Here is a 23,066-nt window from a genome sequence, read left to right as displayed (position 1 = left end):
CATTATACAGCAATTGAAGAGGAAAGAAAAAGGAGAAAAACGGGAGGCAGGGGATTGCCTTGAAAAGCTTTTCAGTAAAACAGCATAAAAGGAAAAATGATACATAAAATATCTTGTTTATACGGATTGATATGGTACAGTAAATATATATAAATAGGAAATTTGGAGGGGGAGTCCTTTGAAAGAAAGCACTAAGGAAGAAATAGTTTCCTGGATGAAATCACTCGCATTTGCAGTTATTATCACACTTGTTTGCAGACAATTTCTCTTCTCGCCCATCACTGTATTTGGAGAATCCATGTCGCCTTCCTTTGAGGATCACGACAAGGTAATCATTAGCAAAACCTCCAAAATTCAACGGTTTGATGTGGTTGTTTTTGATGCGCCGGATAACGAAGATGAGCACTATATTAAACGTGTCATTGGACTTCCGGGAGACAGCATTGAAATGAAAAATGACACTCTTTATATCAATGGAAAGCGATTCAAGGAGCCGTATTTAACGGAAAATAAAGAAAACAATCCATTTCATAAACTGACCGAGGACTTTTCTTTGCTGGAGAAAACTGGAAAAGCCAAGGTTCCGGAACAAATGTTGTTCGTGATGGGCGATAACCGCTTAAACAGCAAGGATAGCCGTACATTCGGGCTCATTTCTTATGATGCTGTGATTGGCGAAGTAAAATTCCGCATTTATCCATTTGAAGCATTTGGGCCATCCAGCTAATGACGGTTCATATAGCAGCCTGCTATTGAGGTATAAGACGAGAAGGAAAATCGGTAATGAAGAGCAGAGGCTGGCCAATGTTGCCCGTTATTATCGGAAAGCTATTTACATTGATGAAGCTTTTTCGAACAGGCTTTATATTGGTGGAAGCTTATCGAGTTCCTTCGTTGGACGGACACGATAAAACAGATGGATGGCCGGGTTTGGGCTTTCTTCCCTTGGACGGCTACGACCAGCCGGGTTTGGGACGCTTTTGCGATTTTTTTCTTAGGTGCGGTTCGCAGGGGTTTGGTAACCGCTTTTGCGATTTTTCACACTTGATGGCAAGGTTGACCTTGAAAGAATTTCATGCCGTATTTACTAAAAGCACCTTCGGAATGGCGCATGTTATTTCAACATACACGTCCGAAGGTGTTTTATGTTTCTCATTTCAACAGGTCGGTGCAGACAAACAGATTTTTCCGCCTGATTGATTTTAAGGGCTTTTTAGAAAACCCTAAATTAACCAGCTTTTACTTCTTTTTTGTTTAGTAAGGATGCTACATAAGTAACGAGATCCACTACACGACAAGAGTATCCCCACTCATTATCATACCAAGCCAATACTTTGACTTTTTTTCCTTCCATGACAATTGTGGAAAGTCCATCAATAATCGCAGAGTGCGGGTTTGTATTAAAATCAATCGAGACGAGTGGTTCTGTTGTAAATTCCAATATACCGTTTAAAGAACCATTGGCCGCTTTTTTAAACGCATTGTTGATCTCTTGTACGGTTACTTCGCGTTTTACATCCACAACTAGATCTACAAGCGATACGTTTGGTGTTGGTACGCGAAGTGCCATTCCGTGTAACTTCCCTTTTAATTGAGGGAGGACAAGCGACAAAGCTTTTGCAGCCCCGGTTGTTGTGGGAATGATGGATTGAGCGCATGCTCGGGCACGGCGCAAGTCTTTATGCGGGTTATCAAGGTTCTTTTGGTCATTTGTATAAGCATGAACAGTTGTCATTAAACCATTCTCGATTCCGAATGAATCGTCCAGTACTTTTGCTACAGGCGCAAGACAGTTAGTCGTACAGGAAGCATTTGAAATAATGTCATGCTTATCAATGTTTAAGTCGTTTTCGTTTACTCCCATCACAATTGTAACATCTTCATTTTTCCCTGGCGCGGTCAAGATGACTTTTTTGGCACCGGCCTCAAGATGCATTGCAGCCTTGTCACGAGCGTTAAATTTTCCCGTCGCTTCAATGACAATGTCTATATTCAATTCATCCCACGGAAGTTCACGAGGATTGCGGTTATTTAACAATGTAATTTCCTTGCCGTTAACTACAAGGGCTTGTTCTTTCGGTTGCACATCAGCCTCGAATTTTCCGTGAGTTGTATCGTATTTAATAAGATGGGCAAGCGTTTCAGGCGGATAACTGGCATTGATCGCCACGATATTAAAACGGTCCTCCATGATCGCTTTTCTAAATACCATGCGGCCAATACGGCCAAATCCATTAATCGCAACATTAGCCTTCATCATTACCGGGAGCCCCCTATATAGTGTTATACTGTAATTTCATATTATCGTAATTAGTATAACATAATTATCATAAAAAGGAACAATAAAATGTGTCTGTTATCTTAACCAAAAACAAGAGCGCCCATCCACTCCTGTTTAAGGTACCATTTTCCATTTTTTAATGAGGACTTCGACTTGTCTTTCTGTTTCACTGAGCGAACCATTATTATCAATCACAGCATCGGCCATTTCCTTTTTCTGTCTTAATGGCAGTTGCGATGCGATCCGTGCCCGGGCTTCATCTTCCCTGAACGAATTTCTTTCCATAAGTCTTCGGAGTTGTGTTTCTTCGTCAACGTAAACGACAATCGTTTTATCGACCATATGAAGGAGATTACTTTCAAACAATAACGGAATATCCAAAATGATTGTTTTTTTTCCGTTTTGAATGGCCGCTTCCTGCCACTCTTTCATTTTTTCCCGAACAGCGGGATGTACGATGGCATTCAGCTTCTTTCTTTTTTCCTCATCATTGAATACAATAGTTCCAAGCTTTTCCCTATTGAGTGTCCCGTCATTTTGTATAATGCCCTCGCCAAATCGACTTACCACCTGCTTATATGCGGATGCTCCGGGTTCGACAACCTTTCTTGCCGCGAGGTCTGCATCAACTATTGTAAATCCGCGTTGTTCAAGCATTTGGGAAACAGTGCTTTTGCCGCTTGCGATTCCTCCAGTTAAACCTATGATCAATGCCATGAAACTAGCCTCTTTCCACTACATTTTTAAAATGCCAATTAGTATGAGTAATAACCCCGGAAAAAAAGTGATTTTTTGCATTGCTTTCATATGAGAGAATAACTTGCCAAGAGCAAGCCCGGCACTTAAAAAAAGAACACCTGACAAGGCAGCAGCCCCGGATAAAAGCAAAGGACTAAAACCAAGCATGGCCGCACCGATCCCCACCCCAAAAGCATCAAGAGAAAGGGCGGCACCAAGCATGATCGCTTCCAGTCCGGTGATCGTGCCCGAACTGTCAAAATCTGCTCGTGTCGGCTTTTTCAAAATGTGAATGACAATGCCGAGCGATTTAATTTCCCAGTTAAATTCAAATTTCTCATGCGACCCCGAATGTTCTATTTCTGATCTAAAAAATTGAAATATGATCCAACTGCCGATGATAATCAATATCATGCCGCCAATCCGGCTGGCAGCAAGCGGCGATAAAAAACTTTGAATGAACTGCCCAAACAACATGGCGATGCCAAGTGAAAGGGCGGTACAAAATGCGATTATCATAATGGATTTAAATGGTATTCTCATTTTCCTAAGGCCATATGCGAATCCGGTGCCCAATCCATCCAAACTGATTGCAACCGCAAGCAATAAAAGAGAGATGTAGCTCATCGGCCAGCTCCTTTCCCTTCAATGTCGGTAAATCAGTATATGAAATGAGCTGGCTGATGGTTAATCACATTTGGGCGTAACACACCTCAAGGCATTTATTCAATTATTTGGCATGATGGACAAAAATGGGTTCCTCTTCCTGCAGCTTTGATCTTTTCAAGCAGTGTACCGCAGCTTACACATTCTTGGCCATTTCTTCCATAAACGTGAAGGTTATTTTGAAATGAGCCGGCCAAGCCTAGAGAATTCATGTACGTATTGACAGAACTCCCTCCGGCTTCTATGGCTTCGTTCAGCGTTTCAATCATTTGGCTTGTCAGCACCCGCGCTTCTTCTTCCGTTATCGTTTTTGCCCTCCGGCACGGGTGAATGCCGGCTCTGAACAGGACTTCATCCGCATATATGTTCCCGAGGCCGGCGACGATCGCTTGATCGAGCAGTACCGCCTTGATGATCCGGTCGGTTTTTTTGAGACGATCCATTAAATATTCGGCGGAAAAATCAGCGGAAAAAGGCTCTGGCCCCAACTTGGAGAGCGGAAGCTGGCCTTGCTCCGTCCCTTTTTTAAACAAATGCATTGTCCCGAACTTGCGGACATCACGGTAACGCAATTCCTCTCCATCCGTCAGACAAAACACAACGTGTGTATGCTTATCGGATGGATCACCCTTTTTATGAACGCTGTAATGCCCCTCCATACGTAAATGGGAGACAAGCGAATAGTCATCCAATTCAAATACAAGGAACTTTCCTTTTCTATTAAGTCCACGAAACGTCTGCCCGCGCAACGCGTCTTGAAATTGCTCGATTTCCAGTGGATAATGAATGATTTTGGGCCACCCAATGTGTATATCTTCCACTGTTTTCCCCTTTACCAGCTTTAATAAAGAGCGGCACACATTTTCCACTTCAGGCAATTCCGGCATCGATCCTTCCCCCCGTTGTCTTTCTGGTTCTGTTTTTTTCCCGCATTAACTGGCAGTACGACCTCCGCTTCAATTGGTAAAGTGAAGAGCATCTCCCAGCATGGCTCGAGTGCTTCACAAATAAAACACACGTTGATTGAAGTTTCTCCTTATCCAGCATTAACTGGCAGTACGACTTCCACTTCAATTGGTAAAGTGAGGAGCATCTCCCAGCATAGCTCGAGTGGTTTCACAAATAAAACACACGTTGATTGAAGTTTCGCCTTATCCAGTATTAACTGGCAACAAGCCCCCTCACTTCAAGAATTCCCGGTAAAGCAAGATTGGAAATGGGAGGAGCTATCGCCAGTAAAAGTCGACAGGACAGGAAAAAACTTCGACAGTGACACATCTCACCCAATAAAAGTGTCCAATTATTCAAGAAGTCGACAAAGGCTTTGCGACGTACAGGGCCAGGATGTAGCGTACAAGTAAAGCGGACGTCGCTGCTTACACTTGCCAATAGCGGCTTTCGATTTTATTTCTATCAATGGGAAAATGCGGCTGGCGCCGTACCGTGTGGTACTGCCTGGCCTGTATTCCCCCACATCCTGTGGTGGGCCTCCCAGCTGATTGCTGTTTCACCTTATTTAGCATCGTACCATGTCGGTCCGTACGCATAGTCCACTTTCAGCGGAACTTTCAGCTCCAACGCGTTTTCCATGACGCTTGGTACAAGTACCTTTAATTTTTCTATCTCATCTTTAGGCACTTCAAAGATTAACTCATCATGTACTTGGAGCAGGAGGCGCGCTTGAAGCCCGGTTTCTTCCAGTTTTTCCGCCATCTCGACCATCGCTTTCTTAATGATATCGGCCGCACTTCCTTGAATGGGGGTGTTCATGGCGGTTCGTTCGCCAAAACTTCTCACATTAAAATTTCTGCTCATAATTTCAGGTATATATCTTCTCCGGTGCAAAAGAGTGGATACATAGCCCTTTTGCTTTGCTTCCAACACGATGTCTTCCATATAATTTTTCACACCCGGAAAACTTTGCAAATAGCGCTCAATAAATTTTCCGGCCTCTTTTCTTGTAATTCCCAAGTTTTGCGATAAACCGTAATCGCTGATTCCGTATATGATTCCAAAGTTTACTGCTTTTGCCTGCCGCCTCATATTAGGGGTGACTTCCTCTTTGCTGACATGGAACACATCCATCGCGGTTTTTGTATGAATGTCCATATCTTGGCGAAAGGCCTCGATTAAATTTTCATCCTCCGCAATATGGGCGAGGACACGCAATTCAATTTGCGAATAATCCGCTGCAAAAATCACCCAGTCTTTCTGGGACGGGATGAATGCCTGGCGAATTTTCCGCCCTTCCTCAAGCCGGATCGGGATGTTTTGCAAATTGGGATCTGTAGAGCTGAGTCTTCCTGTTTGTGTTAAAGCTTGGTTAAATCGGGTGTGTACTTTGTCGGTGTCTTTTTGTACCACTTTAAGCAAACCTTCAATATAAGTTGATTGCAGCTTTCCAAGCTGGCGGTAGTTTAAAATTTCCTGGATGATTTCATGTGAAGGTGCCAGCTTCTCCAAAACATCCGCAGCTGTGGAATAGCCTGTTTTTGTTTTTTTAATGACTGGAAGTCCAAGCTTTTCAAAGAGGATGACCCCGAGCTGCTTCGGTGAATTAATGTTAAATTCCTGTCCGGCCAAATGATGAATTTTGGCTTCTATATCAGTAAGCCGCTCCGCCATTTCGCCACGCATTTTTTTCAGCCGTCCGACATCCACTTTTACACCTGTGTATTCCATTTTCGCCAAGACAAGTGACAGCGGAAGCTCCAGCTCGTAAAACAATTTTAACTGTTCGTTTTCTTTTAATTCATCGAGACATGTTTTGTATAAAGCATGAATCCCAAGCGCTTTTCTTGCCAAATGTTCGCCGAGCGCTTCTTTTTCTGCTACTTTTCTCTTGACCCCTTTGCCGTAAACAACTTCATCTGTTTCCACATCCGTGAAGCCGTGGCGTTTGGCTACTCCCGCAAAATCAGTTGTTGATTCGGAAGGGTTCAGCAAATAAGACGCCAGCAGCAGATCAAATTCGATGCCTTTTAATTCAATGCCGCGCCTTTTTAACGCTACAATGGAGCGCTTTGCATCATAAACCAACTTTTTCTGTGTATCATCTTCAGCCCATTTTTTAAAGGACGCTGATTGCAAGGCGATATCTGCCGGTAAAAACACCGGTCCGTTTTCATCCGCCAGCCCGAACCCGACAATTTCACCTGTATAATAATTTTCTTCGAGTACTTCCAGGTAAAAAGCCATTTGATTTGAGAAAAGATCCTCATTGATCGTTTCCACAGTTGTAAATTCGACTTGTTTTAATTCTGTACTTTCTTCAGGCGAATCTCCACCTTCTATTTTGTCCAACAGAGAATTAAATTCCAGTTCTTGAAACACTGCTTTCAAGTCGGCTGGATCGTAACCTTTGTATTCTATCTCATCCATTGAAATATCTACTGGAGCCGCGGTTTCAATCTTAGCAAGCTTTTTACTCAGTATGGCCAAATGTTTATGCTCCGTTAAACGCTCCTTCAGTTTGGGGCCGCTCACCTGGTCTATCGAGTCGAGCAAGGCTTCCAATGTCCCGAATTCTTTTAACAGTTTTATGGCCGTCTTTTCTCCAACTCCAGGAACACCAGGGATATTATCAGATTGGTCTCCCATTAATCCTTTCATATCAATGATTTGTCCAGGAGTGAGCCCGTACTTTTCCATCACATGCTCAGGTGTGTAGTTCTCTATATCCGTCATACCTTTTCGCGTAATCCCTACTGTGACATGATCCGTGCTGAGTTGCGTCAAATCTTTGTCACCCGAAATAACCTTAACCTCATATCCATCTTTCTCTGCTTCGACAGCCAGCGTACCGATAATATCGTCCGCTTCATAATTTTCCAATTCGTACTGTTTAATACCATAAGCATTCAACAGTTCACGTAAAAACGGCAACTGCTCGGACAATTCGGGTGGCGTTTTTTGCCGTCCTCCCTTGTACTCTTGAAATGTTTTGTGCCGAAAAGTCGTCTTTCCCGCGTCAAATGCGACGAGGATGTGTGTTGGTTGTTCCTCTTCAAGGACTTTCATCAGCATGGTGGTAAAACCGTATACCGCATTCGTATATACGCCTTTGTTATTGTTCAACAGCGGCAACGCAAAAAAAGCGCGATAGGCGACACTATTTCCGTCGATCAGCATTAATTTTTTCTTCACAACAAACCCTCCCAATGTTCCAGCTCGTCCAACATATCAATATATTTATTCTAGCACGTGGAATGGTGAAAGTGAAAAATTCGTTTCGGAAGATGATAAAGAGATGAGAAATACTGGATGAATGTGGCTGTAAAAGAAAGTTTCTTTTATGAAGAAAAGCCGCCGGCCCAAAAGTCCGACGGCCACCTTTATCCCGCTTTTTCTCACAGCTATACTCCTAGCCTAAGTAAGTCGAAAAAGCCTATCCGCCAGTAAAATCGGTTCGTTCAGGCCGACAGGACAAGAAAAGAGCGGCGACATATCACAAGAAGAAATATTCTTCTTTTTCATGGGGCTGGTGCAACATACAGGATGTGCGAGCGCAAACGGAACCGCATCACAACAGCGTCGTAAGTTTTTTGAGGACGTCGCTTGTCTGAACTTTCCAACGAGACGATCGGATTCTGCTTCACCAGAAGATAAAGACCCTGCTATTTTATTGTGTGTAGCCCATCAACAGGCGTGCATATGGGGAATCAGCCGGAAGAACGATCACAGTATCCTCTCCGATCGTTTTCTTGTAAGATTCAAGAGTACGGTATAGTTGATAAAACTCCCGGTCCTTTGAAAAAGCCTCATTATACATTTTAGCAGCTTCTCCTTCCCCTTCGGAGCGGATTACTTCCGCGTCTGCCTGGGCTTTGGAGAGCATTTCACGAACTTTCCGATCCGTTTCCGCGGTAATTCGGTTCTTTTCCGCGTCACCCTTTGATAAATATTCCTGGGCTGTGGACTCTCGCTCGGAAATCATTCTCGTATAGACGGAATTCTCGTTTTCATTTGGCAAGTCCGTACGCTTCATGCGGACGTCTGTTACAACGACTCCATATTCATCATTGGCGAGAAGTTCATTTACCTTTTCTGTTACTCGGTCATTCAGACTACCCCGTGACGATTTCTCGTCATTTATGATTTCATCATAATTCAGTTGGCCCAATTCGGTTCGGATGACAGAGTAAATAAACTCTTCCATTCTTGATTCCGCGTTCTCTACCGTTCTCGCGTTTGTAATCATTTTTTTAGGAGAAACGATTTTCCAGAGGGCATAGTTGTCAATGATCATCCGTTTTTTATCTTTCGTATTAATTTCTGCACTGGAAACATCATATGTCATTTGGTATTTCGGCAAAGTGGAGACACTTTGGATAAATGGCACTTTCATGGAAAGCCCCGGCTCTGTCTTGATTCTTACTACCTCACCAAACTGTCGGACAACTTTATATTCGCCTTCTCTGACGATAAACAAGCTTGAAACAAGTAGTACAAGCAATAAAATAATGATAAGAATAAAGATACCTATTTTCGTATATTTGCGCCATTGAATATCCACAGGCTTGCGCTCATTAAAATCGACCACTTTTTTGTCCAATATTATTCATCTCCCTTCGATTCATCGGATTTTTTCGGCTGTTGTTCTTTTTCCAATGGCCGAATCGGGAAATATTTCATTGTACTGCCATCGTCGTTCATAATATATATTTCGGCACCGGGCAACACCTGCTCGAGTGTTTCAATTGTAAGCCGCTCCCTCGTTACTTCCGGGCTGGATTTATATTGTTCATATAATTTATTAAAAACAGCTACATCCCCGCGGGCTGTTTCCAAACGGGCCGCTTTCTCCCCTTCAGCCTTATGCATAATGGCTGCTCTTTCACCTTCCGCCTCATTCAATCGCTGATTTTCATATTTTTTTGCTTCATTCATTTTCGTATTCATCGTTTCCCGGGCATCGGTCACGGCTGTAAAAGCACTGCGTACTTCTTTATTGGGCAATTCCACATCTTTTAATTTGACCGCCAAAATGGAAATCCCAATATCATATTTATCCATCAGGGAGGTTAGTAATTCCCGGACGCTTCCTTCAATTTCCGCTTTTCCGGAAGTTAGAGCATCGTCTATTTTTGAACTGCCGATAGTGCTCCTTAAAGAAGCGGATGTCGCATCGTATAAAACTTCTTTCGGGTTTTCGGAATGGAATAAGTATTTTTTCGGATCCGTAATTTTCCATTGTACAACAAGATCGGCATAGACGATGTTTTCATCACCTGTAATCATTTTTGTTTCATCCGAGAACTTTTCCTTTTTGCCGTTCTCTTCTTTATAACCAAACTCAAGGCTCATCGTTTCGCGGGCCAGCTTTTCTACGTTCTGTATCGGCCAAGGCAGCTTAAAATGGAGTCCTGGCTCTGTGACCGTATCTTCTGCTTTTCCAAATGTCAGTATAACAGCCTGGTCCGACTCTCCTAACGTGTACCAAGATGTAAACAAGGAGACAGTCAGAACGATCCCTGCTATAGCCATGCCGATGACAGAATATATCCTCTTTAAACTCATACCTCCACGTTCCTTTCTTATATTCTCTTATATTGTATTACGGAAGTATGGGAAAAAAGTTTCGGTGAATTGATTGACCTTCAAAATGAGGAAAGCACAAGTTAATACAAGGACTGGCAGAGAACCAAAATGACGTATCCTAGAAAACTGCCAATTTCCTGGCTCATGTACAATTCCTGTAGAAAAACGGATCTTGGAAATTTGCATCGTTTCCTCAAATAAAAACAGTGCCGTCAATAAAACCTTGTTGATTAAAGCTTGGGCCATTCGTCTCTGGCGCCTAAACCGCTATGTTTTGGAAAGCGTGTCCTTTTTCTTAGATTGGATGTTACGAACCCTCTTGTTCTCCGCCTATGAGACCTATTGAACACCTATCCGGCGAGAAGGCTCAATCGCCGATGGTCTTTACACTCGCACTCACTGGAGGCCCCTGCTCTTACGGCGATGGCCTTAACGATTTCGCCACGAACTTGGACGACCTACTCTTACGGCGATGGCCTTAACGATTTTACCAAGCACTTGGACGGCCCATCCATATGGCGATTTTCCTTGTCGATTCGCACGCACTTGGACAACCTGTCCATACGGCGATGTTCTTACCGATCGGGACGCACTTGGACGACCCATCCATACGCCGAAACTGGATATACCCTTTTCGGAAAGCATTTTGACCTATTTTTGTTCACAAAAAATAAAACAGACCGTTGGGCCTGTCTGAATAGGTATCATTTGCCTGTTTCCATATGAATTCATTAGCTTTCATTTCCATGGGGAGGGGCTACAAGAATCGCAGCCTTAATAACGGTTTGTTCATTTTCGTCCGTTCCTTGGACTTTTACTGTCACTGTATGTGCCTCGCGGTCGACATGTGCGACTTCAAATAAAAACTCAACCGTTGCATAATGATAAACTGGTTTGACAAATTCAATTTCTTGCTTAAGAACATGGGATCCCGGACCGGGTAAAAATTTCGTAATAGCAGAGGTAATAATCCCCGTCAGCATAACGGAAGGAACGATAGGTTTCTTATATGGCGTTTGGGAAGCATAGTCTTGCTGGATATAGAGAGGATTGGCATCATTCGTTAGACCTAGAAACAACAGTAGATCCTTATCTTCGATTTTTTCAGTCAGTTTTAATTTTTCACCTTCTGTTAATTCTCCAATCTGTCTCCCGAGCTTTCTTTTTTTCCCAAGTAACAATAAGAACACCTCCGTGTTTATAAGCGCTTACAAATCTCTTTTGAACATCATATCATGTCTTTTTTAAAAAACAAAGACTAAAAAATAATCCCCCGAATGAAAAGGTTCATTCGAGGGTAACAGGGCTTTTTAGTTGAGCATTCTACTCAAGAACGTTCATAACTTCGCGAACGGAATTGGCAGATTTGTTTAATGCAGCTTTTTCTTCCTCAGTCAGATCAAGTTCAATCACTTGCTCAATGCCATTTTTGCCGAGAATCGTAGGAACGCCGAGATATATGCCTTCAAACCCAAACTCTCCTTCAAGATACGCGATCGCTGGCAGAACTCTTCGTTGATCTTTGATAATGGCTTCAATCATTTCAACGAGAGAGGCAGCCGGGGCATAGTAGGCACTTCCGTTACCCAGCAAGTTTACAATTTCACCGCCGCCTTTTCTTGTGCGTTCTACAATGGCATCGAGCCGATCTTTCGGGATCAGCTTTTCAAGCGGAATACCGCCGGCATAGGAATATCGGACGAGCGGCACCATGTCATCGCCGTGTCCACCGAGAACAAAGCCGGTAATATCTTTTACGGATATATTCAGTTCTTGAGAAACAAATGTACGGAAACGCGCGGTATCAAGGACACCTGATTGTCCAATGACTCGCTCTTTCGGGAAACCGGATTCTTTGTAAACTGTGTACGTCATGGCATCTACCGGATTCGTTAGAACGATGATGATACAGTTTGGTGAATACTTAACAATTTCCCGAGTAACGCTTCTCATGATCTTTTGGTTTGTTTGGACAAGATCGTCGCGGCTCATGCCTGGCTTGCGGGCGACACCAGCCGTAATGACGACAACATCGGAATCTTTCGTGTCTTCATAGTTGGCAGTCCCGGTGATGTTGGCATCAAAACCTTGTACAGGACCCGCTTCCAACATATCCAGCGCTTTTCCTTTCGTCGGGTTTTCCATTTGTGGAATGTCGACGAGTACAACATCTCCAAGTTCTTTCTGCGCCGTTAAAAATGCAGTGGTAGCTCCCGTAAATCCTCCACCGATTACCGAGATTTTTTTCCGTTTCATTGACATGGAAGTTCCCTTCTTTCTTTAATTTTCCACACTTTTAGGCCGTTCTTTGAACAGCCTAAAAGTGTGTAGCTCTATAGCCCCAATAGCCCTAAAATTATTCCATTCGAATCAGGAAAGATTAATCCATGTTTTCAATCAATGCATTTCCAAACTCGGAGGTTTTTACTTCTGTCGCTCCATCCATGAGACGGGCGAAGTCGTATGTAACGACTTTGGATTCGATTGTTTTTTCCATTGATTTGGTAATCAATTGGGCTGCTTCTCCCCAGCCGAGGTGCTCAAGCATCAGCACTCCGGACAAAATGACGGAAGATGGATTCACTTTATCTAGGCCCGCATATTTTGGTGCTGTGCCATGAGTGGCTTCAAAAATGGCATGGCCTGTTTCATAGTTGATGTTGGCTCCAGGAGCAATTCCGATTCCGCCTACTTGAGCAGCGAGAGCATCAGAGATATAGTCACCGTTCAAGTTCATCGTGGCAACCACGTCAAATTCTCTTGGACGGGTAAGGATTTGCTGCAAGAAGATATCGGCAATCGCGTCTTTAACGATAATTTTTCCAGCCGCTTCCGCATCAGCCTGTGCTTTATTCGCAGCGTCCGCTCCTTGCTCTTCTTTTATTTTGTCATATTGATCCCATGTAAATACTTTATCGCCGAATTCTTTTTCAGCCAGTTCGTAGCCCCAGTTTTTGAAGGCCCCTTCTGTAAATTTCATGATGTTTCCTTTATGTACGAGAGTGACAGATTTGCGTCCTTCTTTAAGGGCATAGTTGATCGCCGCCCGGACAAGTCTTTCTGTCCCTTCCTGGGAAACAGGCTTGATTCCGATGCCTGATGTTTCAGGGAAACGGATTTTATTGACGCCCATTTCATTTTGCAGGAAATCTACCACTTTTTTAACTTCTTCTGTACCGGCTTGGTATTCGATTCCGGCATAAATGTCTTCCGTATTTTCACGGAAAATAACCATATCTGTATCTTCGGGACGTTTTACCGGAGAAGGTACTCCTTCAAAGTATCTTACCGGACGAAGACATACAAACAGATCCAGTTCTTGGCGAAGCGCAACGTTCAAAGAGCGAAAGCCGCCTCCGATTGGCGTAGTGAGCGGACCTTTAATAGCAATTAGATATTCGCGGATCGTTTCCAATGTTTCCTCAGGAAGCCATTCGCCGAATTTGTTAAAAGCTTTTTCCCCTGCGTATACTTCTTTCCATTCAATTTTACGTTTCCCGGCATAAGCTTTTTCTACAGCGGCATCCAGAACACGTTGAGCGGCCGCCCAAATATCAGGACCGGTTCCATCCCCTTCGATAAAAGGAATAACTGGGTTGTCCGGCGTATTTAATACCCCATTGGTTACTGTGATTTTTTCACCTTGTGTCAATTTTATCCCTCCAAGTTCAATATCAAAGGTTAGAAAGCGATGGTGATGCTTCTAACCTTTTCCCCGTTCTATCATATCAAAAGATCTTGTAAAAATCTAAGCAGACTATTTACGCTCATCTAGCGGAACATAGGAGCGCATGCCTGGTCCTGTATATTCGGCACGCGGGCGAATGAGCCTGTTATTGTCATATTGTTCCAAAATATGAGCGAGCCAGCCGGATGTACGGCTTACTGCAAAGATAGGTGTGAACAAATCATGATCGATGCCAAGGCTGTGATAAACAGATGCAGAATAGAAGTCTACGTTAGGCGGCAATGGCTTTTCAGAAGTAAATACTTCTTCCACCTTAACGGAAATATTATACCATTCCGGTTCTCCGGTCAGTTCTGTCAGTTTTTTGGACATCTCTTTTAAGTGCTTTGCACGAGGGTCGCCTTTACGGTAAACTCTGTGGCCAAAGCCCATGATTTTTTCTTTGTTTTTTAATTTTTCACGTACATATCCTTCTGCTTTATCAACGGAACCAATCTCTGTAAGCATTTTCATAACTTGTTCATTTGCTCCCCCGTGCAATGGTCCTTTCAGGGCGCCGATTGCTGCGGTCAATCCCGAGTAAATGTCCGAGAGAGTGGCCACACAAACACGGGCGGTAAAAGTGGATGCATTTAATTCATGGTCTGCATGAAGAATGAGCGCCTTATCCATTGCCTCAACTTCAATATCTGCAGGTTCTTCACCTTTGAGCATGTACATAAAGTTGGCGGCAAACCCCAGGTCTTTTCGCGGTGCTACAGGCTCTAATCCTTTTCGGATCCGGGCAAAAGCAGCTACAATGGCCGGCATTTTAGCCTGTATGCGAATGGCCTTTTTATAATTTGATTCTTTGGTGACAGTGTCCGCTTCCTCATCAAAAATGCCCAAAGTCGATACAGCGGTGCGAAGTACGGCCATTGGATGCACTCTGTCGAGCGGATATGTTTTAAAGCTGTCAATAACTTCCTGTGGCAAGTCCATGTTGTCGGCCAATTCCTGCTTCAGTTCTTGAAGCTGTTCTTCCGTTGGTAATTCCAAATGCCACAATAAGTAAATGATTTCCTCGAAGCTCGCGTTTTCTGTTAAATCATCGATATTGTAGCCGACATATGTAAGTGTGTCGTCAATGATGGAGCTGATCGAAGATGTTGTGGCCACTACCCCTTCTAACCCGCGTGTTGCTGTCATAATAACCTCTCCTTTTTATCTAATTTATCTATCTATAGTTGTGAAACAATAGAAAACCGGAGGAAAGAATCACGATGCAATAATGATTCCGTAGTAAAAATGTCCCTTAATCCTATTATAGTCAATAAAAAAGTCTTGTCTAATTTTCAACATTCTTAATTATCCATGACCATTATAACTGATTTGCTGCAAATACGGAAAGAAAATGGTGTTTTCCTTTTTTGACAGATTGATCCAGTAAGGTCTTTCACAAACCTTTTCCAATCCGCAACAACTCGAATATTCTCATGATGAAGTATGCAATCCCCGCCCCAATTAACGGCCCGACCGCAACCCCCTTAAACAGGGAAACCGCCATGATCGTTCCGAGAACAAGAGCTGTTGTAATGTGGGGATCTTCAGTGAGCAGGGTAACGCCATACTTGGCAATAAGCGCCACGGCCATTCCAGCTCCCAAGGCAACCCATGCATAAGGAGATTTGACTGCGCCTCCCAGTTCCTTAAAACCGATATGGCCGCTTGCCACGGGAACTAGTACCGCAATCGTGATAACGGTAACTCCCCAATTAATTCCTTTTGCCTGTATGATGCCAAAAAGCTTTTCATCTGCCCCTGCCATTTTTAGTATGACCAAAACGGAAACAGCTACAACAAGAGATTGGTTTTTTGCCAGGAAACCGATGCCCAGCAATAGAAATAAAAATAAATAAGCCTGGTTTAACAAATAATTCATCTCCCAAATCAATAACAGAATCTTTCATAACATGGTATTATAAAAGAAAAGATCGTGTTCCGGAGCATCTTGCCCGGACAGCCAATAAGCCGAAATGAAGGTGGGGGTTCTTTGGATCGTGAAAATGTAAACAGATTCATTCGATTTTTGATTGTTGTTGCTGTTATTACCCTTTCGCTTATAGCGATTTATTACATTTTTAAGTTAACCTATCCTTTCATTATTGCGATCGTGATCGCCGTTTCGATCAATCCCGCGGTCCGATTTCTTGAAAAGCGCTGGAAGTTTCCCAAGATACTCGCTGTGCTAACGGCACTTCTCGTTGTGATTGGAGTATTTACAGGTCTGATCACTTTATTAATTGCGGAAATCGTGGCAGGCGCCTCTTATTTAGCGAAAGTTGTTCCTGAACATGTGGGCACAATGATCACGTATTTAGAAAAACTTTTTGCCAATCAAGTCATCCCTTTTTACAATAAAGTAGCCAGCATGTTTAAAAGTCTTGACAGTGGTCAACAAGAGACTATTTTAAATAGTATAAGCGAGACCGGCAATAAAATATCGGAAAATGCGACAGCTTTTTTGCAAAACTTCTTTCTCAAATTGCCTTCCCTCGTTTCCTGGATTCCAAACGCGGCAACTGTCATTATTTTTTCACTGCTTGCAACTTTCTTTATCAGCAAAGATTGGGACAAACTTTCCACTTCTTTAACAAAGATGTTACCCGAAAAAGTATGGCACAGCGGGTTGAGGGTTTTTGTCGACTTGAGAAAGGCGCTCGCCGGTTTTGTAAAGGCGCAGCTTACCCTTATCTCCATCACGCTTGTGATTGTGTTAATCGGATTATTGATTTTGCGTGTAAACTACGCCATTACCATTGCCCTCATTGCAGGAATTGTGGATCTGCTGCCTTATCTTGGAACGGGTGTGGTATTTGTTCCGTGGATCATTTATGAAGCTCTGACCGGCAACTTCGGGCTTGCGATCGGCCTTGGAATTTTATATACAGTTGTGATTGTCCAAAGGCAATTGATGGAGCCTAAAATTTTATCTTCCAACATCGGGATGAACCCGCTGGCAACGCTTGTTTCCTTGTTTGTCGGATTCAAGCTGGTCGGCTTTCTGGGTTTAATTCTTGGTCCGGTAACACTCGTGCTTCTTACCACACTCCACAGAGCCAACGTGTTTCGCGATATTTGGGCTTATATCAAAGGTACGCCCCGGCCGCCAAGGGAAAGTTAATGGGCTAAGTTGAGCCGCTTGAACATTCATGGTCTTTCCCGGCCTGGTTCCTTTAACGTTTATGCTTGATTTAACAACGATCATTTTTGCTTTATGTATCCAGGGTAAACGAAGCATCACCGTCAAGGATTTACCGTTATTTCAATGGTGGCAGTATCCGTGCCAGCCCGGGAATGAATGTAATGAGCACGGGATACTTGGAAGTGAACTGAACCTTGTGGGAGACATTGTTTTACATGTTCCTCTTGATTTTGGGTTCGAAAAGCTGGCTGAAAGCCCTATAGGACTGGCAGCAAAATGTATAGCGGCATTGATTCTCATTGTGGGTGGAAAAAAGCGTTTCGTTTAACGAAAGTCGTCCGGCGACAAACCTTTTTAAGTGCAGGAGATATCCTTCATGGCACTTTTACTTCCCCGTGTGAAATCAACTTCGAGCTGCAAGATTATACATTCCAACACGCAAAACAACAGGATAGACCGGGAGAACATCCTACTTCCCGGTCTATCCTTTTTATCTGTATATATAAATCTGCCGTTTTGAGATCCAGAGTTTAAACAATTTCAGCAACATCGGTTTCATAAGCTTCCTTGTAGGAGGCAACAGCATTATTAAGCCGATAGCATCGGTGATAAATCCCGGTGTGAGCAAAAGCAATCCTCCAACGAGGACGCAAAAGCCTTCCAGCAGCGCGACACCGGGCGGTTGTCCAAAACGCATTTGTTCTTGGATGTTTCTCAGTACACCTAGCCCTTCTCTTTTTGCAAGTGCGGCGCCCAAGATGCCTGTTGCAATAATAAGGGCAACCGTGGCAAAGCTTCCAATTGCCTGGCCTGTTAAAATAAACAGTCCAATTTCCAATGCCGGAACGATAATAAATACAAGCATTACATATTTCATTCGGCTTCACATCCCCGGTGGTTGTTTATAATAATTATACCACAGTTTACAGCACGCTTGCATGGCCGTTATAAATGACCCCCCGGGTTCCATCAACTGTTATTTCCTGGCCGTCTTCTATCATTTCGGTTGCGCGTTCCACCCCAACGATAACGGGAATGCCCAAGCTAATTCCAACAACGGCCGCATGGCTTGTCAATCCGCCTTCTTCTGCTATGAGGGCAGCGCATTTTTCAATGGCTGGTACCATTTCCCGATCTGTTCCAATCGTAACCAAAATGTTTCCTTCTTCCATTTTTTCCCGTGCTTCTGCAGCGCTTTTCACAACCACTGCTTTTCCATACGCTGATTTTTTGCCAATTCCCTGTCCCTTTGCCAATATATCGCCCACAACATGCACTTTCATTAAGTTTGTTGTTCCTTTTTCACCAACGGGAACACCTGCGGTAATAATGATGAGATCTCCATGTTTTACAAGACCGCTATCTAGGCTCTCGGTAACGGCAAGGTCAAGCATTTCATCAGTTGTTGTCACCTTTTGGCCAAGCTGGGGTTGTACTCCCCAAACAAGCGCCAGCTGCCTGGTAACCGCAACATGGGATGTCACCGCCACAATCGGCGCTTTTGGTCGAAACTTTGAAATCATCCTCGCTGTATGTCCGCTTTCCGTCGGAGCAACAATTGCATTTACATTCAAATTAATGGCTGTATGTGCCACCGATTGGCAAATGGCGTCCACCATACTGCGTTTTCCGTTTTTACTAACTTTCGAAAGAAGCTCTTTGTGATTCATCGCTTGTTCGGATGTTAGAGCAATATTGGCCATCGTTCTGACTGCTTCAACCGGATAAGCCCCGGCAGCCGTCTCCCCGGAAAGCATAACGGCATCTGATCCGTCAAAAATGGCGTTGGCCACATCACTTGCTTCCGCCCTCGTCGGCCGCGGATTTCTTTGCATAGAATCAAGCATTTGTGTAGCGGTAATCACCGGTTTTCCCGCCTCGTTGCACTTTTGAATCAATTCTTTTTGCACGAGGGGCACCATTTCAGCGGGAATTTCAACACCAAGGTCCCCGCGGGCAACCATTAAACCGTCGGAAACTTCCAGGATTTCATTGATGTTGTCAACACCTTCCTGGTTTTCAATTTTTGGGATGATATGCATATGCGGCGCCCCATTTTCTTCAAGGAGCTGTCTGATCTCCAAAACATCGGAAGCTCTTCTGACAAACGAGGCAGCGATAAAGTCGACTCCTTGCTGGATGCCGAACAAAATATCTTTCGCATCCTTGTTCGTAATACCCGGCAAGTTGACGGAAACTCCGGGTACATTGACGCCTTTTTTATTTTTTAATATTCCGCTGTTGATGACTTTCGTGACGATCTCTTGCCTGTCCTCTTTTAATTCGATCACCTCTAGCTCGATCAATCCATCGTCTAATAAAATTTTCGAGCCAACATGCACATCCTCGATCAAACCTTCATATGTAACAGACATTTTTTCAGCTGTCCCCGTTACCTCTTTCATCGAGATAATGACTTCGGATCCTTCTTTTAGTTCAACAGCCCCATTTTCCATGTCATGCGTTCTGATCTCAGGCCCTTTCGTGTCAAGCAATATACCAATTTCGGTGCCTGCCCGTTTAGCTGCCTTGCGAATATTGGCGATTCTTTCGCTATGTTCCTCATGATTTCCGTGTGAAAAATTTAAGCGTGCCACATTCATTCCCGCAGCAATCATTTGATCCAATAGCTCGGGGCTTTCACTCGCCGGCCCTATCGTACAAACTATTTTTGTCTTTTTCATTGATATGGGGAAACCTCCTCTGAAGTTGTTTTTTGTTAGATGGATAGCTCTTTTGATAACGTGTATAAGTTCTGTTTAAAATCGTGGGCTTTTTCCAATGCTGAAAAAAGGTCCTCATCTATTATTTCATCTTTATGTATTCCGACTGCACGACCGCCTTTGCCATCCATCAGCAATTCCACCGCCCTTGCACCAAGTCTGCTTGCAAGCACCCTGTCAAATGCTGTTGGCGATCCTCCTCGTTGCATATGCCCCAATACGGACACCCGGATTTCAAGCCCCGTTTCTTCTTCCAATCTCAGTGCGATTTCCGTACCGCTCGTCACACCTTCTGCAACAACAATAATACTGTGTTTCTTGCCTCTTTCCATTCCTTTTTCAAGACGTTGGGCAATCTCTTTCAAATCACCGGGAATTTCCGGGATCAAAATCGTTTCCGCCCCTCCCGCCAGTCCTGACCAAAGTGCTATGTCTCCCGCATGGCGGCCCATTACTTCAATAATAAAAGTGCGTTCATGAGAAGTAGCCGTATCTCTGATTTTATCTATTGCATCCAAAACAGTATTCAAAGCAGTATCAAATCCAATTGTATATTGAGTGCCTGGAATATCATTATCAATCGTGCCAGGTACGCCGATACAAGGAAATCCAAGTTGAGACAATCCCTGTGCCCCCTTATAGGAGCCATCTCCGCCAATGACAATCAGACCGTCAATACCTTTGCTTTTTAATTGCTCTAACCCTTGGAGTTGTCCTTCCTTCGTCTTAAATTCTTCACAGCGGGCTGACTGAAGAATTGTTCCGCCTCTATGTATAATATCCCCAACCGCTCCTACCTCAAGCTTTTTAATATTGCCCGAGATTAACCCGCTGAATCCCTGATAAATGCCATACGTTTCAAGCCCATGGAAAATTGCCTTCCTCACGACGGCACGGATGGCAGCATTCATCCCGGGAGCATCTCCTCCACTCGTTAGAACCGCCATTTTTCTCATATAGTCCACCCCCAACACAAGTTGTCAACAATCCTAGCTAAGTTAAAAATACCATTAAATGAAATGATTCACAAATTTTTCAAGAGTATATTGGGTATGTGAAATTTGCATGAAAAAGCATTTGCGACAAGCATCGCTGTTTTCGAATAATACCGTCTCGGAATGCCAAAGCGAAAAATCGGCTTGTGGAAATTAAGAATGCCAGCCTTGTCGCACGCTTCATAACGGCTGGGGCAGCACCATAACCGAAACACGCAAAATGGGAGATGCCTGACACATTCCGATCATTTGCGCTATAACAGCTCTTTCGCTTTTATATAAAAACTTGGCGAATACACACTTCCCAACAAAAAAAAGAATGCCCGCGTTGGGCAATCTTTATCACTTTACATTTTCAACTGCTTTTTGTTGTATGTATTTACCCATTTTTTTGTATTTTAAATAACGCTCTTTTATAAGGTCTTCAGGGCTTTTTTCCAACAGTTCACGCAAAGCTTTTGTCATGACTTTATCGATTTCGACGGCTTGTTTTTCCATATCTCTGTGGGCTCCGCCTTTTACTTCCGGTATAATTTCATCAATAATTTCGAGTTCTTTCAGATCAGGGGCGGTTATCTTCAATGCCTCGGCCGCCTGCTTGGCGAATGAAGCATCTTTCCACAGTATGCTTGCCGCTCCTTCGGGAGTAATCACAGAATATGTTGAGTTTTCGAGCATGTAAATTCGGTCTCCGACTCCGAGTGCCAAAGCGCCTCCGCTTCCGCCTTCTCCGGTCACGATACAAATGATCGGCACTTTAAGACCAGCCATTTCAAATAAGTTTCGCGCGATTGCTTCGCTTTGTCCACGTTCTTCGGCAGCTTTCCCGGGATACGCGCCTTTTGTATCGATAAAGCAAATAATCGGCCGGTTAAACTTATCCGCCTGCTTCATCAAACGCAGCGCCTTGCGATAGCCTTCCGGGTGCGGCATGCCAAAATTGCGGCGAATATTTTCTTTCGTATCTCTCCCGCGCTGATGGCCAATGACCGTAACAGGCAGGCCCTTATATTTGGCGATTCCACCGACGATCGCCGCATCATCACCATACAGCCTGTCTCCATGCAGCTCGAAAAAGTCCGTAAACAGCTCACCTATATAATCAAGTGTTGTCGGCCGCGCTGAATGGCGGGCAAGCTGGACCCGGTCCCATGGCCGCATATTCTCATATACTTCCTTCTCAAGCTTTTCCAATCGGGTTTCCAACTTATCGATTTCATCAGATAAGTCGACATCGGAATCTTTCGTAAACTCCCTTAGCTCGGCAATTTTTTTGCGCAATTCCAAGACGGGCTTTTCAAATTCAAGCTCGTTTACCACGATAGTTCACCTACTTGTTGATGGATTTCCAGCACCGTTGTCAGCTTTTCTTTCATTTCAAGGCGTGGGATCACAGCATCAAGGTGTCCGTGATTCAGCAAAAATTCGGCTGTTTGGAAATCGTCGGGCAATTCTTCCCTGATGGTCTGCTCAATAACCCTGCGGCCAGCAAAGCCGATCAAAGCACCTGGTTCAGCAAAATTAAAATCCCCGAGTGAGGCAAAGCTTGCTGACACGCCTCCTGTTGTCGGGTGCGTCATAACCGAAATGATCAGTCCGCCTTTGTCGCTGAACATTTTTAATGCCGCGCTCGTTTTCGCCATTTGCATTAACGATAACACGCCTTCTTGCATCCGGGCTCCGCCCGAAGCGGTAAAAATAATGAACGGCACGTTTTTTTCTGCCGCAGTTTCAATGGCTCTAGTAATTTTTTCACCGACGACCGACCCCATACTTCCCATTCGAAAATGGGAGTCCATAATCGCCGTGACCACTTCCGTTCCATTGATGGAGCCCGAACCTGTCAGAACCGCTTCATCCAAATTGGATTTTTTCTTGTCCTGTTCCAGTTTTTCTAAATAATTTGGAAAGCCGAGCGGGTTTGCAGAAGTAAGATTGTCCTCAAAACGGACGAACGTGTTTTCATCAAACAGGCTGTCTACCCTTTCAAACGCGGTCATTTTGTGATGATATCCGCAATGGAGACAAACCTTTAAGTTTTTTTGCAGTTCTTTTGTATACATGATCTTTTTACAATTCGGACATTTTGTCATGATGCCTTCTGGAACATCTTGCTTTGCTGTTTCCGGTGGGATTGTGGCATATTTTTTCTTTTTAGGCTTGGAAAAAAAATCCTTTAGCAAAGTAACGCCCTCCTTTCAACTATTATCATTTCTTTATTCGCTACCGTTGCACAGCAAAGACCGGCCCT

21 protein-coding genes are annotated in these 23,066 nt (G+C 43.8%); 4 read left to right on the top strand and 17 right to left on the bottom strand.

The window, feature by feature from the left end:
* Positions 1-178 precede the first annotated feature (178 nt).
* Complete coding sequence (lepB, locus tag NST31_RS17420) at positions 179-727, top strand: signal peptidase I (RefSeq protein ID WP_339162237.1); 549 nt, start codon at positions 179-181, stop codon at positions 725-727.
* A gap of 56 nt (positions 728-783) precedes the next feature.
* Positions 784-1,200 carry a hypothetical protein gene (locus NST31_RS17415; protein ID WP_339162236.1) on the top strand — a complete coding sequence of 139 codons (417 nt, stop codon included), beginning with the start codon at positions 784-786 and terminating at the stop codon, positions 1,198-1,200.
* 28 nt (positions 1,201-1,228) lie between these two features.
* Here the strand turns inward: NST31_RS17415 and NST31_RS17410 are convergent, their stop codons facing one another.
* The 12 genes from NST31_RS17410 to NST31_RS17355 all read right to left on the bottom strand — a co-directional run bounded on the left by NST31_RS17410 (position 1,229) and on the right by NST31_RS17355 (position 15,825).
* A complete protein-coding gene (locus tag NST31_RS17410; RefSeq protein WP_077110226.1) occupies positions 1,229-2,257 on the bottom strand; it encodes a glyceraldehyde-3-phosphate dehydrogenase in 1,029 nt (342 codons plus the stop codon).
* Between the two features lie 138 nt (positions 2,258-2,395).
* The gene (gene coaE / locus NST31_RS17405; protein ID WP_339162234.1) at positions 2,396-2,998 is read right to left on the bottom strand and encodes a dephospho-CoA kinase; all 603 of its coding nucleotides are present in this window, start codon (positions 2,996-2,998) and stop codon (positions 2,396-2,398) included.
* Positions 2,999-3,016: 18 nt separating this feature from the next.
* Complete coding sequence (gene ytaF, locus NST31_RS17400; protein ID WP_077110103.1) at positions 3,017-3,646, bottom strand: sporulation membrane protein YtaF; 630 nt, start codon at positions 3,644-3,646, stop codon at positions 3,017-3,019.
* 95 nt (positions 3,647-3,741) lie between these two features.
* Positions 3,742-4,572: a DNA-formamidopyrimidine glycosylase gene (mutM, locus tag NST31_RS17395; protein ID WP_339162232.1), complete on the bottom strand. Its 831-nt coding sequence runs from the start codon at positions 4,570-4,572 to the stop codon at positions 3,742-3,744.
* A 625-nt stretch (positions 4,573-5,197) separates the two neighbouring features.
* Positions 5,198-7,831 carry a DNA polymerase I gene (gene polA / locus NST31_RS17390; RefSeq protein ID WP_339162230.1) on the bottom strand — a complete coding sequence of 878 codons (2,634 nt, stop codon included), beginning with the start codon at positions 7,829-7,831 and terminating at the stop codon, positions 5,198-5,200.
* Between the two features lie 475 nt (positions 7,832-8,306).
* Positions 8,307-9,242 (bottom strand): protease modulator HflC, encoded by a 936-nt coding sequence (locus NST31_RS17385; RefSeq protein WP_339165603.1) that lies wholly within the window; start codon positions 9,240-9,242, stop codon positions 8,307-8,309.
* Positions 9,242-10,204, bottom strand: a complete 963-nt coding sequence (gene hflK / locus NST31_RS17380) for an FtsH protease activity modulator HflK (protein ID WP_339162227.1) — start codon at positions 10,202-10,204, stop codon at positions 9,242-9,244. Before hflK ends, NST31_RS17385 begins: the two co-directional genes overlap by 1 nt.
* Positions 10,205-10,956: 752 nt before the next feature.
* Entirely contained in the window at positions 10,957-11,406 is a 450-nt protein-coding gene (locus tag NST31_RS17375; protein ID WP_339162224.1) for a MaoC/PaaZ C-terminal domain-containing protein, read from the bottom strand.
* A gap of 142 nt (positions 11,407-11,548) precedes the next feature.
* On the bottom strand, positions 11,549-12,487 hold the full coding sequence (gene mdh / locus NST31_RS17370) for a malate dehydrogenase (RefSeq protein WP_077110096.1): 939 nt from the start codon (positions 12,485-12,487) through the stop codon (positions 11,549-11,551).
* A gap of 118 nt (positions 12,488-12,605) precedes the next feature.
* Positions 12,606-13,877: an NADP-dependent isocitrate dehydrogenase gene (gene icd / locus NST31_RS17365; RefSeq protein WP_077110095.1), complete on the bottom strand. Its 1,272-nt coding sequence runs from the start codon at positions 13,875-13,877 to the stop codon at positions 12,606-12,608.
* A 105-nt stretch (positions 13,878-13,982) separates the two neighbouring features.
* Complete coding sequence (citZ, locus tag NST31_RS17360; protein WP_077110094.1) at positions 13,983-15,101, bottom strand: citrate synthase; 1,119 nt, start codon at positions 15,099-15,101, stop codon at positions 13,983-13,985.
* Between the two features lie 247 nt (positions 15,102-15,348).
* The gene (locus NST31_RS17355; protein ID WP_139345563.1) at positions 15,349-15,825 is read right to left on the bottom strand and encodes a DUF441 domain-containing protein; all 477 of its coding nucleotides are present in this window, start codon (positions 15,823-15,825) and stop codon (positions 15,349-15,351) included.
* Positions 15,826-15,945: 120 nt separating this feature from the next.
* Between NST31_RS17355 and ytvI the strand changes: the two genes are divergently transcribed.
* Positions 15,946-17,076 carry a sporulation integral membrane protein YtvI gene (gene ytvI / locus NST31_RS17350; RefSeq protein ID WP_077110093.1) on the top strand — a complete coding sequence of 377 codons (1,131 nt, stop codon included), beginning with the start codon at positions 15,946-15,948 and terminating at the stop codon, positions 17,074-17,076.
* 61 nt (positions 17,077-17,137) lie between these two features.
* Complete coding sequence (locus NST31_RS17345; protein ID WP_171973816.1) at positions 17,138-17,425, top strand: hypothetical protein; 288 nt, start codon at positions 17,138-17,140, stop codon at positions 17,423-17,425.
* A 162-nt stretch (positions 17,426-17,587) separates the two neighbouring features.
* Here the strand turns inward: NST31_RS17345 and NST31_RS17340 are convergent, their stop codons facing one another.
* From NST31_RS17340 to accD, 5 genes are all read right to left on the bottom strand, one after another.
* Positions 17,588-17,974, bottom strand: coding sequence for an FxsA family protein (locus NST31_RS17340; RefSeq protein ID WP_077110091.1), 387 nt, complete (start codon positions 17,972-17,974; stop codon positions 17,588-17,590).
* Between the two features lie 46 nt (positions 17,975-18,020).
* On the bottom strand, positions 18,021-19,781 hold the full coding sequence (pyk, locus tag NST31_RS17335) for a pyruvate kinase (RefSeq protein WP_077110090.1): 1,761 nt from the start codon (positions 19,779-19,781) through the stop codon (positions 18,021-18,023).
* 35 nt (positions 19,782-19,816) lie between these two features.
* Complete coding sequence (gene pfkA, locus NST31_RS17330; RefSeq protein ID WP_339162218.1) at positions 19,817-20,776, bottom strand: 6-phosphofructokinase; 960 nt, start codon at positions 20,774-20,776, stop codon at positions 19,817-19,819.
* 381 nt (positions 20,777-21,157) lie between these two features.
* The gene (accA, locus tag NST31_RS17325; RefSeq protein ID WP_077110088.1) at positions 21,158-22,135 is read right to left on the bottom strand and encodes an acetyl-CoA carboxylase carboxyl transferase subunit alpha; all 978 of its coding nucleotides are present in this window, start codon (positions 22,133-22,135) and stop codon (positions 21,158-21,160) included.
* Positions 22,129-22,998 (bottom strand): acetyl-CoA carboxylase, carboxyltransferase subunit beta, encoded by an 870-nt coding sequence (gene accD, locus NST31_RS17320; protein ID WP_077110087.1) that lies wholly within the window; start codon positions 22,996-22,998, stop codon positions 22,129-22,131. Before accD ends, accA begins: the two co-directional genes overlap by 7 nt.
* Between the last annotated feature and the right edge of the window lie 68 nt (positions 22,999-23,066).

The sequence above is a fragment of the Siminovitchia sp. FSL W7-1587 genome, assembly GCF_037963795.1.
Lineage (GTDB): Bacteria > Bacillota > Bacilli > Bacillales > Bacillaceae_C > Siminovitchia > Siminovitchia thermophila.
The sequence above is the reverse complement of the archived record's forward strand: the minus strand, read 5'-3'. Positions and strand labels throughout refer to the sequence as shown.

What these genes read in the sequence shown, in the direction of transcription:
- ytaF (WP_077110103.1), bottom strand. Translation starts at nt 3,646, where the DNA reads ATGAGCTACATCTCTCTTTTATTGCTTGCGGTTGCAATCAGTTTGGAT.
- mutM (WP_339162232.1), bottom strand. Translation starts at nt 4,572, where the DNA reads ATGCCGGAATTGCCTGAAGTGGAAAATGTGTGCCGCTCTTTATTAAAG.
- NST31_RS17345 (WP_171973816.1), top strand. Translation starts at nt 17,138, where the DNA reads ATGCTTGATTTAACAACGATCATTTTTGCTTTATGTATCCAGGGTAAA.
- NST31_RS17415 (WP_339162236.1), top strand. Translation starts at nt 784, where the DNA reads ATGAAGAGCAGAGGCTGGCCAATGTTGCCCGTTATTATCGGAAAGCTA.
- pyk (WP_077110090.1), bottom strand. Translation starts at nt 19,781, where the DNA reads ATGAAAAAGACAAAAATAGTTTGTACGATAGGGCCGGCGAGTGAAAGC.
- mdh (WP_077110096.1), bottom strand. Translation starts at nt 12,487, where the DNA reads ATGTCAATGAAACGGAAAAAAATCTCGGTAATCGGTGGAGGATTTACG.
- NST31_RS17340 (WP_077110091.1), bottom strand. Translation starts at nt 17,974, where the DNA reads ATGAAATATGTAATGCTTGTATTTATTATCGTTCCGGCATTGGAAATT.
- hflK (WP_339162227.1), bottom strand. Translation starts at nt 10,204, where the DNA reads ATGAGTTTAAAGAGGATATATTCTGTCATCGGCATGGCTATAGCAGGG.
- NST31_RS17410 (WP_077110226.1), bottom strand. Translation starts at nt 2,257, where the DNA reads ATGAAGGCTAATGTTGCGATTAATGGATTTGGCCGTATTGGCCGCATG.
- citZ (WP_077110094.1), bottom strand. Translation starts at nt 15,101, where the DNA reads ATGACAGCAACACGCGGGTTAGAAGGGGTAGTGGCCACAACATCTTCG.
- pfkA (WP_339162218.1), bottom strand. Translation starts at nt 20,776, where the DNA reads ATGAGAAAAATGGCGGTTCTAACGAGTGGAGGAGATGCTCCCGGGATG.
- coaE (WP_339162234.1), bottom strand. Translation starts at nt 2,998, where the DNA reads ATGGCATTGATCATAGGTTTAACTGGAGGAATCGCAAGCGGCAAAAGC.